The 14,915-nt window shown below is 72.6% G+C and carries 17 protein-coding genes; 9 read left to right on the top strand and 8 right to left on the bottom strand.

Translation table 11 applies throughout. The annotated features are described in order from the left end of the window. The 5 genes from ACIBK1_RS37635 (at position 1) to ACIBK1_RS37615 (ending at position 2,724) form a co-directional block, all read left to right on the top strand. Positions 1-357, top strand: a complete 357-nt coding sequence (locus tag ACIBK1_RS37635) for a BlaI/MecI/CopY family transcriptional regulator (RefSeq protein ID WP_076438399.1) — start codon at positions 1-3, stop codon at positions 355-357. Then, positions 354-1,268 carry a M56 family metallopeptidase gene (locus ACIBK1_RS37630; protein ID WP_030510378.1) on the top strand — a complete coding sequence of 305 codons (915 nt, stop codon included), beginning with the start codon at positions 354-356 and terminating at the stop codon, positions 1,266-1,268. Before ACIBK1_RS37635 ends, ACIBK1_RS37630 begins: the two co-directional genes overlap by 4 nt. Positions 1,269-1,336: 68 nt before the next feature. Beyond that, positions 1,337-1,771 carry a helix-turn-helix domain-containing protein gene (locus ACIBK1_RS37625; protein ID WP_076438396.1) on the top strand — a complete coding sequence of 145 codons (435 nt, stop codon included), beginning with the start codon at positions 1,337-1,339 and terminating at the stop codon, positions 1,769-1,771. A 3-nt stretch (positions 1,772-1,774) separates the two neighbouring features. After that, on the top strand, positions 1,775-2,134 hold the full coding sequence (locus ACIBK1_RS37620) for a hypothetical protein (RefSeq protein ID WP_396740438.1): 360 nt from the start codon (positions 1,775-1,777) through the stop codon (positions 2,132-2,134). Positions 2,135-2,385: 251 nt separating this feature from the next. After that, the gene (locus ACIBK1_RS37615; RefSeq protein ID WP_030510381.1) at positions 2,386-2,724 is read left to right on the top strand and encodes a DUF2516 family protein; all 339 of its coding nucleotides are present in this window, start codon (positions 2,386-2,388) and stop codon (positions 2,722-2,724) included. A gap of 22 nt (positions 2,725-2,746) precedes the next feature. Here ACIBK1_RS37615 and ACIBK1_RS37610 read toward each other — a convergent pair whose 3' ends face one another. Together ACIBK1_RS37610 and ACIBK1_RS37605 are read right to left on the bottom strand one after the other, a co-directional pair. Beyond that, positions 2,747-3,718: a magnesium transporter CorA family protein gene (locus ACIBK1_RS37610; protein WP_357315656.1), complete on the bottom strand. Its 972-nt coding sequence runs from the start codon at positions 3,716-3,718 to the stop codon at positions 2,747-2,749. A gap of 68 nt (positions 3,719-3,786) precedes the next feature. Further along, entirely contained in the window at positions 3,787-4,203 is a 417-nt protein-coding gene (locus tag ACIBK1_RS37605; protein WP_030510383.1) for a VOC family protein, read from the bottom strand. Between the two features lie 112 nt (positions 4,204-4,315). Between ACIBK1_RS37605 and ACIBK1_RS37600 the strand changes: the two genes are divergently transcribed. Continuing rightward, complete coding sequence (locus ACIBK1_RS37600) at positions 4,316-5,920, top strand: DUF2207 domain-containing protein (RefSeq protein WP_030510384.1); 1,605 nt, start codon at positions 4,316-4,318, stop codon at positions 5,918-5,920. 20 nt (positions 5,921-5,940) lie between these two features. On the opposite strand, the gene ACIBK1_RS37595 is transcribed toward ACIBK1_RS37600, so the two are convergent. Continuing rightward, positions 5,941-6,543, bottom strand: a complete 603-nt coding sequence (locus tag ACIBK1_RS37595; RefSeq protein WP_030510385.1) for a CGNR zinc finger domain-containing protein — start codon at positions 6,541-6,543, stop codon at positions 5,941-5,943. Positions 6,544-6,627: 84 nt separating this feature from the next. On the opposite strand from ACIBK1_RS37595, the gene ACIBK1_RS37590 reads away from it, so the two are divergent. Beyond that, positions 6,628-7,509, top strand: coding sequence for an alpha/beta fold hydrolase (locus ACIBK1_RS37590; RefSeq protein ID WP_396740435.1), 882 nt, complete (start codon positions 6,628-6,630; stop codon positions 7,507-7,509). Positions 7,510-7,520: 11 nt separating this feature from the next. Here ACIBK1_RS37590 and ACIBK1_RS37585 read toward each other — a convergent pair whose 3' ends face one another. Further along, positions 7,521-8,462, bottom strand: coding sequence for an asparaginase (locus ACIBK1_RS37585; protein ID WP_396740433.1), 942 nt, complete (start codon positions 8,460-8,462; stop codon positions 7,521-7,523). A gap of 45 nt (positions 8,463-8,507) precedes the next feature. On the opposite strand from ACIBK1_RS37585, the gene dtd reads away from it, so the two are divergent. Both dtd and ACIBK1_RS37575 read left to right on the top strand, forming a co-directional pair. Beyond that, positions 8,508-8,933, top strand: coding sequence for a D-aminoacyl-tRNA deacylase (gene dtd, locus ACIBK1_RS37580; RefSeq protein ID WP_030510388.1), 426 nt, complete (start codon positions 8,508-8,510; stop codon positions 8,931-8,933). Positions 8,934-8,986: 53 nt separating this feature from the next. Continuing rightward, a complete protein-coding gene (locus ACIBK1_RS37575; RefSeq protein ID WP_363423542.1) occupies positions 8,987-9,505 on the top strand; it encodes a VanZ family protein in 519 nt (172 codons plus the stop codon). A 4-nt stretch (positions 9,506-9,509) separates the two neighbouring features. Here the strand turns inward: ACIBK1_RS37575 and ygfZ are convergent, their stop codons facing one another. From ygfZ to ACIBK1_RS37555, 4 genes are all read right to left on the bottom strand, one after another. Next, a complete protein-coding gene (gene ygfZ, locus ACIBK1_RS37570) occupies positions 9,510-10,577 on the bottom strand; it encodes a CAF17-like 4Fe-4S cluster assembly/insertion protein YgfZ (RefSeq protein WP_396740431.1) in 1,068 nt (355 codons plus the stop codon). A gap of 65 nt (positions 10,578-10,642) precedes the next feature. Beyond that, positions 10,643-12,226, bottom strand: a complete 1,584-nt coding sequence (locus tag ACIBK1_RS37565) for a fused response regulator/phosphatase (RefSeq protein ID WP_030510391.1) — start codon at positions 12,224-12,226, stop codon at positions 10,643-10,645. Continuing rightward, positions 12,210-13,916 carry an ATP-binding response regulator gene (locus ACIBK1_RS37560; RefSeq protein WP_030510392.1) on the bottom strand — a complete coding sequence of 569 codons (1,707 nt, stop codon included), beginning with the start codon at positions 13,914-13,916 and terminating at the stop codon, positions 12,210-12,212. Before ACIBK1_RS37560 ends, ACIBK1_RS37565 begins: the two co-directional genes overlap by 17 nt. Further along, positions 13,913-14,908: an ATP-binding protein gene (locus tag ACIBK1_RS37555; protein WP_030510393.1), complete on the bottom strand. Its 996-nt coding sequence runs from the start codon at positions 14,906-14,908 to the stop codon at positions 13,913-13,915. The genes ACIBK1_RS37560 and ACIBK1_RS37555 overlap by 4 nt, the downstream gene beginning before the upstream one ends. Positions 14,909-14,915 lie beyond the last annotated feature (7 nt).

The following is a 14,915-nucleotide window of genomic DNA, read 5'->3' as shown; positions in this document are numbered from 1 at the left end:
GTGAAGGGACTGGGAGAGCTCGAACGCAGCATCATGGACATCCTCTGGGCGGAGAACACTCCGCTCACCGCCCGCGAGGTGGGACGCCTCATCGAGGATCGCGACCTCGCGCCGACGACCGTGATGACGGTGCTCGACCGGCTGGCCCGCAAGGGCTTCCTCACCCGCACCCGCGACGGCCGCGCCTGGCGCTACCAGCCCGCCGCGAGCCGTGACGCGTACGTCGCCGAGCTGATGCTCGAGGCCCTGGACATGACCGGCGACCGCGACGCGGCGCTGACCCGCTTCGCCCGCGCCGTCTCCGGCTCGGAGGCCGAGATCCTGCTGAAAGCCCTCACGGAGCTGGAGGAAGAGTGATCGCGGCGGCGGTCTTAGCGGCGCTCGCGATGATCTGCGCCGTGGCCGCGTGGCGGCTGACGTTCGCGCGCTGGACCTGGCGTGCCCCGCGCACGGCGATCCTGCTGTGGCAGTCGCTCGGGCTGACCTGGGGGCTCGCCTCCATCGGCGCCCTGCTCGCCTTCGCGCTCGACCCCTACCGCAAGGGCGTCGTGCACGGGCTCGCGGAGTTCCTGCTGAGCGTGGAGTTCGGCGCGCGCCAGCCGTACGACTACCTGCGGCTGGCCGCGCTGATCGCCGGTCTGTCGCTGCTCGCGGTGCTGGTGGCGCTGCCCCTCGCGGCCGGAGCGCAGACGCTGCGCGCCCGCCGCCGGCACCGGCTCCTGCTCGCGCTGGTCGCCAGGGACGAGCCGGCCGTGCCCGGCGTGCGGGTGGTCGACTTCCCGGGGGCCGCCGCCTACTGCCTGCCGGGGCTCAAGTCGCAGGTCGTCATCAGCGACGGAACGCTGCACCTGCTGTCGTCCGCGGAGCTGGAGGCCGTGCTCGCGCACGAGGCCGCCCATGTGCGCGAGCGCCACGACCTGGTGCTGCTGCCGTTCGCCGCGCTGCGCCGCGCGCTGCCGTGGTCGAAGCTGGTCCGCGACGCGCAGGCGTCGGTGGAGCTGCTGGTCGAGATGGCCGCCGACGACCGCGCCCGGCAGCGGTGCTGCCCGCGCAGGCTGGCCACCGCCCTGCTGCGCTTCGGCACCTCGGCGGCGCTGCCCACGCCGCAGGGCGCGCTCGGCGTGTCCGCGCCGTCCAGCGTGATGGCCCGGGTCGACCGGCTCGTACGGCCCGAGGTCACGCTTCCGGCCGCCCACCGTTTCCTGATCCTGGCCGGATCGGTGGTGCTCGCCATCAGCGCCCCGCTGCTTTGGCTGCTTCCTGGTTGAGCCTTGGGTGCTAGCTGGAATTACTCACCGCGTTTGCAATTGCAAGCAGCGCGAGGCAGACTGGGGGCATGGAACTGCCCAAGGTCGCCTCGCTCGGTGAGTACATCCGCCAGCAGCGGCAGCAGGCGAAGATCTCGCTTCGTCAGCTCGCCGCGCAGGCCGGGGTGTCCAACCCTTACCTGAGCCAGGTTGAACGGGGCCTGCGCAAGCCGAGCGCGGAGATCCTGAACCAGATCGCGAAGGGTCTGCACATCTCCGCCCAGGCGCTCTACGTCCAGGCCGGTCTCATCGAGGACCGCGAGCCGCACAGCGACGTGCTGGCCGCGATCCGGGCCGACGTCACACTCAGCGGGCGGCAACGCCAGGTGCTGATCGACATCTACGAGTCGTTCCGTAAGGAGAACCGGGCCGACACCGCCCAGCCGCCGCAATCGGCTGAGCATCTCGGGGACGACCCGGTTCTCCCACGCAACGGCGTCACACCGGATTCGAGGGAAGGATAACCGATGACCATCACGACCCAGGCCAAGAAGATCACGGAGTCCAAGCCGTTCTACGCGCTCACCGGCGCCGGCGACATCGCCGTGGAGAAGGCCCGCGCCTACGCCTCCACCATGCAGGGCAAGGCGGAGACCGTCGCGCGCGAGCTGCCGGAGAAGGCGAAGGGCTACGCCGACGCCGCCGCCTCCCGGTTCAACCGGCTCTACGACGACCTGGCCAGCCGTGGCCGCAAGGTCGTCAGCCGGGTGAGCGGCGAGGCCGCGCTGGAGCTGACCGAGGTCTCGGAGACCGCCGAGCCGGCGATCGCCGCCGAGACCACCTCCAAGCGGACCGGTCGCGCCCGCTCCACCGCGGCCCGGAGCTAATCCGCGGCCCACGCGAACGACAGGCGGCGGCCCCCCCCCCCCCCGGGGGGGGGGGCGCCCCCCCCCCCCCCCCCCCGGGGCCCCCCCCCCCCCCCGCCCCCCCCCCCCCCCCGGGGGGGCCCCCCCCCCCCGGGGGGGGGGGGCCCGCCGCCGTCTCACTCCCCTGGGAACCGGCCCTTCGCGCCCGCGCCACCTGTCGGCGCCGCCCACTAGTCTGGGGGCGTCAGTGACTGTGACCGTGTGGGAGAGCCATGTTCGGGCTGTACGGCATCCTCGACATCATCTTCTGGCTGCTTTCCGTCGCGGCCTTCGTGTTGTCCGGCTGGGCGCTGGTGCACGCCCTGCGGATCCCCGCAAGCGCCTTCCCCGCGGCCGGCAAGCAGACCAAGCCGCTCTGGCTGATCATCCTCGGCCTCGCGACGCTGTTCACCTTCGCCGCCGCGATCAACTACCTGGGCATGGGCATGGGGCTGCCCAACATCTTCACGATCGCCGCCGTCATCGCGGCGGGCATCTACCTCGCCGACGTGAAGCCCGCGGTCAACGGCTACCGGGGCGGCGGCAACCAGGGGCCGTACGGGCCGTGGTGACAGACCGGCCCGGGCGCCCGGGTCAGAGCCAGTCTCGGGCCCGGAACACCCGGTAGAGCGCCGCCGAGGCGACGACGATCAGCACGGTGGACGTCCAGAAGCCCAGCGCGTGCCCGAAGCCGGGAAACGGGATGTTCTGGCCGTAGAAGCCGGTGATCAGCGTGGGCACCGCGATGATCGCGGCCCAGCTCGTCACCCGCTTCATGATGAGGTTCATCCGGTTGCTCTGCATGGTCAGGTGCGTCTCGCGGATGTTGCTGACCAGGTCGCGCAGCGACTCCGTCCACTCCGTGGCCCGCAGCACCTGGTCGTACACGTCCTGGAAGTACGGCGCCATCTCGCCGTCGCCGCTCAGGCCGTTGCGGCGCAGGAGCGTGTTCACGGCCTCCCGCATGGGCATCACGATCCGGCGCAGCGTGACCAGGCCCTTGCGCAACTCGAACGTGCGCCGCTGGTCTTCGGGGCCGACCGGCCGGTCGCCGAACACCGTCCCCTCCAGGTCCTCGACCTGCTCGTCCATCGCCTCGACGGTCTCGAAGTGGCTGTCCACCACGTAGTCGAGCAGACCGTGCAGCAGGAACGCGACGCCGTGCCGGGCCAGGGACGCCCCCTCGTCCCAGCGCCGGACCACCTCCTCGATGGAGAAGTCGTCCGACTGGCGCACGGTGACCAGCGCGTTCTTCGTGATGAAGGCGGTGGCGGGGGCGATGCGCACCTGGCCGGACTCGCCGTCGAAGGCCGCCGCGTAGACGCTCAGGAACATGTGGCTGTCGTAGACGTCGAGCTTGGGCCGCTGGCGGTGCTGCAGCGCGTCCTCCACCGCCAGGGCGTGCAGCCCCAGCTCCTCGCTGATGGCGTGGAGGTCCTCCTCGGTGGGGGCGCACATGTCGAACCACACCACGGCCGACGGGTCCTTGACCTTCTCGGAGACGTCGGCGACCGGAAAGCCCTCGGCCTCCAGGGTCCCGTTCCGATACAGCCGGGTGTGTCCCATGGACGGTTACCCTACCGATCCGGCGCCCCCCGGGAAGAGGGGCGCCGGATCCCGGCGGCGCAGCCGCGTCAGCCCTTGCCGAGCTGCTGGAAGCGGACCATGTTGCCGGCCGGGTCGCGGAAGGCGCAGTCGCGGACGCCGTACGGCTGGTCGATCGGCTCCTGCAGGACCTCGGCGCCGGACTCGCGGATCTTCTCGAAGGTCGCGTCGCAGTCGGGGGTGGCGAAGACGACGGCGCGCAGCCTGCCCTTCGCGAGCAGGTCGCTCAGCGCCGCGTGGTCCTCCGGGGAGGCGGTCGGGTCGGCGTTGACCGTCTCGAGGACGATGTTGACGTCCGGCTGGGACGGCGGGCCCATGGTCAGCCAGCGGGCGCCCGCGTATCCGACGTCGTTGCGGAGTTCGAGGCCGAGCACGTCCCGGTAGAAGGCGAGCGCGGCGTCGCCGTCGTCGATCGTGATGTAGCAGTAGTGAAGGGTGAGTTCCATGCCTATGACGCTACGGCCGGGGGTGGTCCCCGGGCTTCTCGATTCCTGACCGGTCCGGCCGGCTCGCATTCGATCCTCAGTTGGAGCACCGGGACCGGTAGGGTTGCGGCTCATGGTGGATCTCGCGCGCCGGCTCGGACTGGCGGCACTGCTCGCCGTCCTCGCCGCCTCCCCCGCGCACGCCGTCACCGCGGCTTCGGCGCCTCCGGCGAAGGACGAGGTGACGATGGAGCTCCGCGAGAACGGCGTGCTCCATGTGAAGGAGACGGTCACCCCCGCCGGCGGGACGGTGCGGCGCACGCCGCTCACCCGGACCCGCTTCGACGACGGCCACGACCGCGTCTACCGCATCTCCAACGTCAAGGGCGGCTCGTACGACGGGCAAACCCTGACGTTCAAGGGCACGGTGGAGTATGACGTGACCGGCGCCGTGACGCCCACAGCCTCGGGCGAGGAGCTGCGATGGTTCGCGGTGTCCGGTCCCGTGCAGGACGCGGTCGTCACCGTGACCGGCCCGGGCCGGGTGCAGAACCTGTCCTGCTTCGCCGGCGAGCTGAGCGCGGCCATCGCCTGCACCAGCGCCTCGGTCGAGGAGACCGGCACCACCTCCACCTTCGAGCAGCAGGGTCTCGGAGAGGGGCAGACGCTCACGGTCGTCGTCGGCTACCCGAAGGGCGCCACGGGGGCCCGGCCGATCCTGGAGCGCAGGTTCGAGCTGTCCACCGCGTTCACGCTGAACGCGGTGACCGGCGGCTCGCTGGCCGCGCTGCTGGTGCTGCTGCTGGGCGGCGTGGGGCTCCTGTACTGGACGCGGGGCCGCGACGCCCGCGTGGTCGGCAGCGAGTCCGGCCCGGTCAGCGGCCACCGCGACGGGCGCTTCAGCCCGCCCGACGACGTGCGCCCCGGGCAGATCGGCACGCTGTTCGACGAGCAGGCCGACGTGGTCGACGTGACCGCGACCATCGTGGACCTCGCCGTGCGCAACTTCCTGCGCATCGACGAGCAGACGCGCCAGACCTACGACACCCCCGACTGGTGCCTGGTCAAGCTGCCCGGCGCCCCGCTCGGCCAGCTGCTGCCGTACGAGCGGGCCCTCTACGACGCGATCTTCGACGGCCGTGACAGGGTGCTGCTGTCGGAGCTGCACGGGTCGTTCGCCGCCCGCCTCACCACGGTGCGCGACGCGCTGTATCAGGACGTCGTGGCGCAGGGCTGGTTCGCCCGGCGGCCCGACTCCACCCGGTCGCGCTGGACGACCCTCGGCCTGGCCGTGGTCGCGCTCGGGGTGATCGCCACCGTCGTGCTCGCCTGGCTTACGACGTACGGCCTGCTGGGACTCGCCCTGATCATCGCCGGAGCCGCTCTGGCCTTCGGCGCCCAGTACATGCCGGCCAAGACGGCCAGGGGTGCCGCGGCCCTGGCGCACACGCTCGGGTTCCGGGAGTACCTGACCGGGGCGAGCATCGACGACGTCCCCGCCGGCCAGCGCGTGGAGCTCTTCTCCCGCTACCTGCCCTATGCGGTGATCTTCGACAGCGTGGACCGGTGGGCGCGGGTGGTCAGCGCGTTCAACGGCAACGGGCGGCAGACCGACCACCTGTACTGGTATCAGGGCCCGGCCGAGTGGGACCTGTCCAGGTTCGCCGACTCGATGCGGACGTTCGTCATGACCACCTCCGGGGCGATCTCGACCTCGCGCCAGTTCCGCTCGCTGTAACCCTCTCTCAGCCGGAGCCGTCAGCCGGAGCCGGCGGCGCGGTGACGCCGGTAGTGCCGGGCGACCCGGGCCCGGTTGCCGCACCGCGCCGCCGAACACCAGCGCCGGCGCGGATGGGCGGGCAGGAACAGCATCGCGCAGTCGTCGGCCGCGCACTTCCGCACGGTCGCGACGGCCGGGTCGGTCAGCAACTCGGCGACCGCCTCGGCGAGCACCGCCGCCAGCCGGGCGCCCGGCGAGCCCTCCCTGCGCGGCGCGGCCGTCACGGCCACGCCGTCCCAGACCAGCTCACGGACGGCGGGCGCCGCACGCTGCGCCCTGTTGAGGCCGCGCAGCGCGTCCTCCGGCGGCCGCAGGCCCCGTCTCGCCTGGTCGATCGCGGCCGCCGCGTGCGCACGCACCTCGTGCACCGCGCTCACCGCCGCGGCGAGGTCGTCGTCGGGCAACCGCGCCTGCCCGCCCTCCGGCAGCACGCCGCCGAGCCGGTCGGCCTGCAGGCCCAGCCAGGCGCGCAGCCCGTCGACGGTGGCGATCAGGTCGACCGGGCCGTCCGGCGTGCTCGGCCGGGTGTTGAGCAGGTCGAGGGCGAGCGGCTCCCCGGTGAGGGGGACCAGATCACTCATGCGGCTAATGCTAACCCAGGCGATTGACACATTAGATGGGCGATGGCTAGAACTAATGCACGGTCGTCCCAAGGAGGCATTAGCATGACGCTGCTCACGGTTCCGCGCACGCTCCACCGGCATGTCGAGGTCGGGGACGTGCGGGTCTTCTACCGCGAGTCGGTGCCGGACGAGGGCGGCGACGACGCCCCCGTGATGCTGCTGCTGCACGGATTCCCGTCCGCGTCACACCAGTTCCGCCGGCTCATCGACGTGCTCGGGTCCCGCTATCGGCTGATCGCGCCCGACTACCCCGGTTTCGGGCACACCGAGGCGCCCGCGGGCTTCACCTACAGCTTCGACACCCTCGCCGGCGTGATGGAGGGCTTCGCCGAACAGCTCGGGCTGACCCGGTTCGTCATGTACGTCTTCGACTTCGGCGCTCCGGTGGGATTCCGGCTGGCGACCCGGCACCCCGAGTGGATCGCCGGTCTCGTCGTGCAGAACGGCAACGCGTACGAGGAGGGCCTGTCGGACGGCGCCCGGGCCTTCATCGCGCTGCGCCCCGACGTCGAGGGCGACGAGGACAGGGTGCGGGCGCTGCTGACGCCGGAGATGACCCGCGGCCAGTACGAGGGCGGCACGACCGACCCACGGCTGGTGGCCCCGGACGGCTGGACCCTCGACCAGCACTTCCTCGACCTGCCGGGGCGCAAGGAGGCGCAGGTGGCACTGGCCTTCGACTACCACACCAACGTGGCGCGCTACCCGCTGTGGCAGGCCTGGCTCCGTGAGCACCGGCCGCCGGCGCTGATCACGTGGGGCCGCGACGACATGTTCTTCCCCGAGCCCGGAGCCCACGCCTACCTGCGCGACCTGCCCGACGCCGAGCTGCACGTCATCGACACCGGTCACTTCGCGCTGGAGGACCGGCTCCCCGAGATCGCTCCCCTGGTCGCGGCGTTCCTCGACCGCGTGTGGAGGTGACCCGCGACCGGTCAGGCGGGACGGACGCGGACCTCGCCGACCGGAACCCCGCCGCCGAACAGCGGGGCGGTGGCCAGCCCGGCCAGCTCGGGAGCGTCGATCCCGGCGGCGCGCAGCGCGGCGACGGTGACCGGCACGCGGGCCCGGCCGCCGCCGTCCACGATCTTCACGGTCCCGGCCCGGCCTTCGGCGTCCGCGAAGGCGTCGAACGCCTCCGCGCCCGCCTTCACCAGTAGTCCGGGAACGGCCCGCATCAGCAGGTTCTCGGCCCGGGTCGTGCCGCTCGTCCACTCGGGGTGCGCGCGCATGGCGTCGGCGACGCGCCGCTCCGGCGTGCCGGCCGGGGCGAGCGTGAGGGTGCGGAAGGCGCGCGCCACCCCCGCCATCGAGACGAAGAACAGCGGCGCGCCGCAGCCGTCCACACCGGTCGCCGCGACCCGCTCGCCGGTGAGCTCCTCCACCGTCGCGCGGATGGCCCGCTGCAGCGGGTGGCCGGGATGGCGGTAGTCGTCGACCGGCCAGCCGTTGACCACGCAGGTGGTGAGCATCGCCGCGTGCTTGCCCGAGCAGTTCATCAGGATCCGGCGGGCGTCGCCGTGCTCCCGCAGGACCTGGCGGCGCGCCTCCTCGTCGAGGGGCAGGTCCTCCGGGCACCGCAGGAAGGTCTCGTCCAGCCCCGCGCCCGCGAGGATCTTCCGTACGCCGTCGATGTGGAAGCGCTCGCCGCTGTGGCTCGCGGCGGCGAGCGCGAGCAGTTCGTCCTCCAGCGGCAGGCCCGCCCGCACCATCGCGAGCGCCTGCAGGGGTTTCACGGCCGAACGCGGCGACGCCAGGCTGGAGGTGTCCCCGCACACCAGGACCGGTGCGCCGTCCGCCCCGATCACGTGCACGCGTGCGCGATGCACCGACTCGACGAACCCCGACCGGACGACCTCGACGACCATTTCCGACATAGCGGGCAGTCTATGGAGCCCCCGGACGTGGCAGAATTCGGGGCCATGCGTGCGGTCGTACAGCGGGTCAGCTCCGCGTCCGTTGTGGTGGATGGTCAGATCGTCGGCGCCGTCGACGAGCCCGGTCTGCTCGTGCTCGTGGGCGTCACCCACACCGACGGGCGCGCCGAGGCGGCCAGGCTCGCCGCCAAGCTGTGGGGACTGCGCATCCTGCACGGCGAGAAGTCGTGCTCCGACATCGGCGCGCCGCTGCTGGTGATCAGCCAGTTCACGCTGTACGGCGACGCGCGCAGGGGCCGCAGGCCCACCTGGCAGGCCGCCGCGCCCGGCCCGGTGGCCGAGCCCCTCGTGGACGCCGTGGTGGCCGAGCTCCGGACGCTCGGCGCACGGGTCGAGACGGGCGTCTTCGGCGCCGACATGAAGGTCACCCTCACCAACGACGGCCCGATCACCCTCGTCCTGGACGTCTGAGCATCCTCGGCGTCTGAGTGCCGCAGTCTCCCCCGGCCTGCCATCATGATCGGATGCGGGAGGCGTGGGACACGTGGGGACACGTCGTCGTCGCGACCGTCTGCGCCGTTCCCGTGGCCGCCCTCGCCGTCCTGCTCCTCTCCCGCCGCCGCGCCCGCCGAGGGCGTCCCGCTCCCCTCCGCGCGTCCGTCGCGGACGTGGTCATGGTGGCCGGGACCGCGCCCTGGATCTGGATGATCCTCACCCCGGGCACGGAGGAGGGCGTGCACGTCGTCCCCCTGGTGGACCTGGCCGGGCAGATCGCGCGCTTGTCACCGGGGGCGGCGGTCGTGCAGATCGGCGGCAACCTCCTGGTCTTCGCCGCGCTCGGCGCGATGCTCCCGGTCCGCTCCGCGCGCTTCGCCTCGCTCGCTGCGGTGGCCGCCGTCGCGGCCACCGCGTCGCTCGGCGTCGAAGTCCTCCAGTACGGCCTGCGGCTCGGGCGGGTGAGCTCCGTGGACGACGTGATCCTCAACGCGGCGGGCGCGGTGCTCGCCGCGCTCTGCACCCGGCGGTGGTGGGCCCGCCGTTAGGGAGCTATCGGATGCGCCGGCGGAGGGCGGGGTCGATCTTCACGTTCCGCCCGGCGTCCGGCGGCACCACGACCTCCTGGCTCGCGGCGACTCCGCCGGCCAGCAGGTCGATGTCCACCGGCACCGTGCGCTTCACGACCGCGAGGGCGATCGGGCCCAGCTCGTAGTGGCGAGCCGACGACCCCACGAAGCCGATCTGGCCCGGCTCGGCGGAGCCCTCGACGGCGGCCTCCGGCTCGGCCTCCACCGGCGTGCCGACGCCGAGGGTCACCGGGGCGCCGTGCGGAGGCAGCTCGTCCACGCTGCCGTCCAGATGCAGGAAGACCAGGCGGCGGGGCGGATGGCCGAGGTTGTGGACCCGGGCGACCGTCTCCTGTCCCCGATAGCAGCCCTTGCTCAGATGGACGGCCGCATCGATCCACCCGACCTCGTGGGGGATCGTCTTGTGGTCGGTCTCGAAACCGAGCCGGGGCGCGTACGCGGCGATGCGCAGCGCCTCGTAGGCCCACAGACCGGCGGGCCGCAGGTCCAGCTCGTCCGGGAGGCCGCCCAGCCGCTCGCGCGGCACGAGCACGTCGCCGCCCATCGCGACGGCGCCCTCCACCGTCACGCCGGTCGCAGCGGGGCTCCCGTCCGGCGCGGGCGGGGCGAGCGTGACCACCGCGTAGTCCGACGTGACGTCGGCGACCTCGACCCGCAGCATGAACCGCATCTTCCCCAGGAAGGCGACCAGCTCGGCCGAGGTGCCGGGTTCCACGTGGGCCCACACGGCCTCGCCGTCGTCCACGAGGGTGAGGTGGTGCTCCACGCGGCCCTGCGGGTCGAGCAGCAGCGTCTGGGTGGGCGTGCCCGGCTGGAGCGTGTCGAGCTTCTGGGAGCTGAGGTCGTTGAGCCAGCTCAGCCGGTCGGGCCCGGTGATCCGCACGACCTCGCGGTTGCTCCGGTCGACCAGCGCACGGCCGCCGGCCAGCGCGCGCTGCTCGCCGTAGGGGTCGCCGTAGTGGGCCGCGACCGTCTCGTCCGGCGCCTGCGCGGCCACCGCACCGGGTGTGTCAAGCAAAGGGCTCCGCATGCGTCCAAGGCTATTCGGTCCCCGGCCGCCGTCGTGGCGGCGGCCGGGTCGCCTGTGGACGACCGTCAGAACGGCACCCTACGGACGGCGACCAGCGCCACGTCGTCCTCACGGGCGCCGAAGGTGGCGATCAGCCGGTCGCAGAAGCCTTCCAGGTCGTCGCCCACGTCCTCGGCCTGCTGGCGGGCGACCTCCAGACTCTCGTCGAGCAGTTTGTCGCGGTCCTCGATCAGCCCGTCGGTGAACAGCAGAATGGTGGCGTCCTCGGGCAGCCGCACCCGGTCCACCCGATAGCGCTCATGGGCCACGCCAAGCAGCAGGTTGCCGAACCGGTGATAGGCCGCCCCCTTGCCGGCCAGCAGCGGCGGGATGTGCCCGGCGTTGACGATCTCGCTCTCCCCCGTCGCGGGATCGATCAGCATCAGGCAGACGGTCGCCGTCATGCCGGGGTGGTAGCGCCGCAGGACGGCGTTGAGCAGGCTCATCGACCCGGCGGGATCGACGTCGTCGATCACCGACGCCCGCAGCGCGTTGCGCAGCTCCGCCATCACGGTGGCGGCGTGCAGCGAGTGGCCCTGCACGTCGCCGAGCGCGACCAGGACCCGATCGCCGAGAGGCAGGACCTCGTAGAAGTCGCCGCCCACCTCCACGTTGTCCACCGCCGGCTGGTAGCGCACGCTGATCCGCAGGCCGGGGATCCGGGGGATCTCGGCGGGCAGCAGGCTGCGCTGCAACGTGAGCGAGATCATGTGCTCCTCCGCGTAGGCGCGGGCCGCGTCGACCGCCAGCGCCAGCGCCTGGCCGAGCTGCCGCAGCAGGCTCAGCTCCTCGCCGTCGAGCGGCGAGCCCGTCTCCACCCCGAGGAACACCGGCGACCGGCCCGTCTTCGTACGGCACAGCACGCCCGCCACGCGCGCGACGATGTCGCTGTCGGGGACGACGCGGGCCCAGGTCGCGCTGTCGATCTCGAACGTCTGCACGCCGGGGGACTCCCCGATGGAGATCGCGCTCAGCCGTTCCAGGGTGTCGGGATGGACCAGCCGCGCCGCGGCGCGCTCCCCCTGCCGGGCGGAGAACCTGCGCACTCGTCCGTCCGAAGGGATCGCCAGCACCCGCGAGTAGCGCTCCAGCAAACGGGAGCAGCCCTCGGCCGCCACCGACAGGAGCCGTTCGAAGTCCTCCGCCTGGTTCATCTCCAGCGTGATCTCGGCCAGCTCGCTCAGCCTGGCCGCCATCCGCTCGGCACGCTGCCGCGCCCGGTAGTAGCGCAGGGTCGCCCGCACGGTCGCGGCGAACTCGTCGGGCTGGATCGGCTCCGAGAGGTACGCGTCGGCTCCGCGTTCCAGCCCCTCGGCGCGGTCGGCCGGGGTGATGGCGTTTCCGGACACCTGGATCACCGGGATCGAGGCGGTCTCCGGATCCGCCTTGATCTTCTCGCACACCTCGATGCCGTCCACGTCGGGCATCCGTACGTCGAGGATGACGAGGTCGGGCTTGAGCGTGCGGACGACGGCCAGCGCCTCCTCGCCGCCGCCGGCCTCGACGACCCGGTGCCCGCCGCGGCGCAGCCAGCTCGCCAGGATGTAGCGCTTGGTGGGGATGTCGTCGACGACCAGCACCGTCGCCGGGGTGTCAGTCATGGGTCCCATGCCCGTCCCCCTCCGCGTTCCCGCCCTTGTCGCGTACGGCCTCCCGGATCGCCTCCAGCAGCTGGTCCCTGCGCAGCCCGTGCTTCGACAGCACCGGGTGCGACGGTCCCGGCTGCTCGGACACCACCGATACGACGACCGCGGGGATGCCGCACAGCGCGTCGTCCTCGGCCATCCTGTGCAGCAGCGCCGTGCCGTCGAGGCGCGGCATGAGCAGGTCGATCAGGACCACCTCCGGGGGCCGTTCACGCATCAGGTCAAGGGCCTCGACGCCGTCGGCCGCCTCGTCCACCCCGGCGGCGAACCCGAAGAGCATCCGCCGGGCCACCGCGCGGAAGCCCGCGTCGTCGTCGGCCACGAGCACCCGGCCCACCTCCGGGCCGGCCATCCGGTGCGGCACCCGCAGCGTGGCCGTGGTGCCCTCACCCGGCCTGCTCGCCAGTTCCAGCGTGCCGCCGAGCGCCTCCGCCAGCCTCCGCGCGTACGGCAGGCCGAGGCCGGTGCCCTTGGCCTTGAGCTGCAGCGCCCCGGGCACCTGGAAGAACTCCTCGAAGACGCGCTCCAGGTGTTCGGGGGGAATGCCGACCCCGGTGTCGGTGACGGTGAAGACGACCTCCGCCATCGCGGAGTCAACGACGGCCGCCAGCCGCACCTCCCCGGACTCGGTGAACTTCAGCGCGTTCGACAGCAGGTTGCGCAGGATGGTGGTCAGCATCGCCTCGTCGACGAGCATCTCGCCGATCTCGTCCGACACGTCGACCGACAGCGTGACCCCGTCGGCCCGCCCGGTGGGCTGAAGGGTCATGTGCAGCCCCTCGGCCAGGGCGACCACGTCCACCATCGACGGATGCGGGTCCAGCCGCCCGGACTCGGCCTTGGCCAGGTCGAGCAGCTCGCCCACCAGCGTCAGCAGGGTCTCGGCGGAAGCGCCGATGAGCGTGATCTGGTGCTCCTGCTCCTCGCTGAGCGGCTCCGCGCCCGAGCCGAGCAGCAGCCGGACCAGCCCGATGATCGAGGTCAGCGGCAGCCGCAGCTCGTGGCTCACGCTGGCCCAGAACCGCTGCCTGGCCTCGGCCGCCTGCCGGAGCTGGGACGACTTCTCGTCCAGCTCGGCGTAGAGCGCCACGACGCCGCGGTTGGTCTCCTCAAGCTCGGTCGACAGCTGGTTGTAGAGCGCCAGGACGCCCTGGTTGGTCTCGGCCAGCTCCGCGTTGAGCCGGAGCACCTCCTCCAGGGTGCCGGCCAGCTCCCTGTTCTGCTCGCGCAGCACGTCCAGAGCCACCGTGGGAGGCGCGCGACGGGCCAGCTCCTCGCGGATACCGTCGAGCGACCCGTGGCTGCGGTGCTCGGGCACCCGCTTCACCAGCGTGACGCGTCCGTCCTCGGCCGACAGCGCGATCTCGTCGACCATGCGCCCGGCCAGCTTCACGCCCTCACTCTGCCGCACGTCGGCGCCGCCGGGATAGTCCACGGTGATGACCAGCCGGTCCTCACGCAGGTCGAAGACGACGACGCTCCCGGCGCCCAGCGCGAGCGCCTCACGGCCGATCTCGCTGAGCGCCGTCGCCACCCGGATCTGATCCTGGGATTCCATCCCGACGAGTTCGGCGATCCGGCGGCCCAGTTGCCGTACGGCGAAGACGTCCTGATCCCTGTGGATCTCCGCGCGGGTGAGCACCTCGCCCGTCACCGCCCCTGTTTGACGGTGACGACGCAGGCGTCGTCCCTGCGGCTGCCCGCGTCGCGCAGCAGGGTCGCGCCCACCACGGCCGGGGAATGGGCGAACAGCCCGGGGAAAGAGGCGGGGTCCCAGCGGTCGGTGAGACCGTCGGAGTGGAGCACCACCGTGGCGTGCGGCGGCAGCGCGTATTCGTACTGCCGGGGACGCCTGCCCTTGTGCCCGGCGATGCCGGGCAGCGAGATCATCCCCTGACGGCCCTCGGCGTGGGCGATCCAGCCCGAGATGTTGCCCAGTCCGGCGAACATGACGCTCTCACGACCGACCCGCACCACCGCGACCGCCCCGCCCCGGGTGTGGCCCAGCCCCCGGTGCAGGCGTTCGAGGGCGGCGGCCGGAAGGGCGTGCGGGTCCTCCATGAAGATCCGTACGGCCTCACGGGAGGCGTGCGCGGCGAGGCCGCCGTGGCCGAGCCCGTCGCAGACCAGCACGCTGATCGCGTCGCCGTCGTCGGCGAAGGCGAAGGCGTCGCCGCACACGCTCTCCTCGCCGATGGGGCGGCGCAGCCCGCTCACCCGCAGCGGCGGTCCGGGCAGCCCGTCCGGGGTGAAGTGCAGGACCAGCACCGTGCCCCTGCCGGGCACCGAGTAGACGTCCCAGCCGGTGGCCATGCGGGCGATCGCGCCGAGGCCGATGCCGAGAGTGCCCGAGGTGGAGTAGCCGTCCCGCAGGGCGCGGCCGAGGTCGGCGATTCCGGGGCCCTTGTCGACGGCCACGAGTTCGACCGCGCCCGGCCGCTCCAGGTGGGGGCGTACGAGCACGACCCCGTCCACCGCGTGCTTGACCAGGTTCGAGACCGCCTCGGTCACCGCCACCGCGACCTGACCGGTGTGGTTCTGGTCGAACCCGGAGGCCGTGGCCAGCGCGACCGCCGTCCTGCGCACCCCGCCGATCACACTCGGGTCGGCGGTGGACACCCAGACGTCCTCGTACCGGTGGGTCATCGCCGTG

It is taken from the genome of Microbispora rosea, from assembly GCF_044460045.1.
Taxonomy (GTDB): Bacteria; Actinomycetota; Actinomycetes; order Streptosporangiales; family Streptosporangiaceae; genus Microbispora; species Microbispora rosea.
Note: the sequence above shows the minus strand (reverse complement) of the source record. Positions and strands in the feature narration are given on the sequence as shown.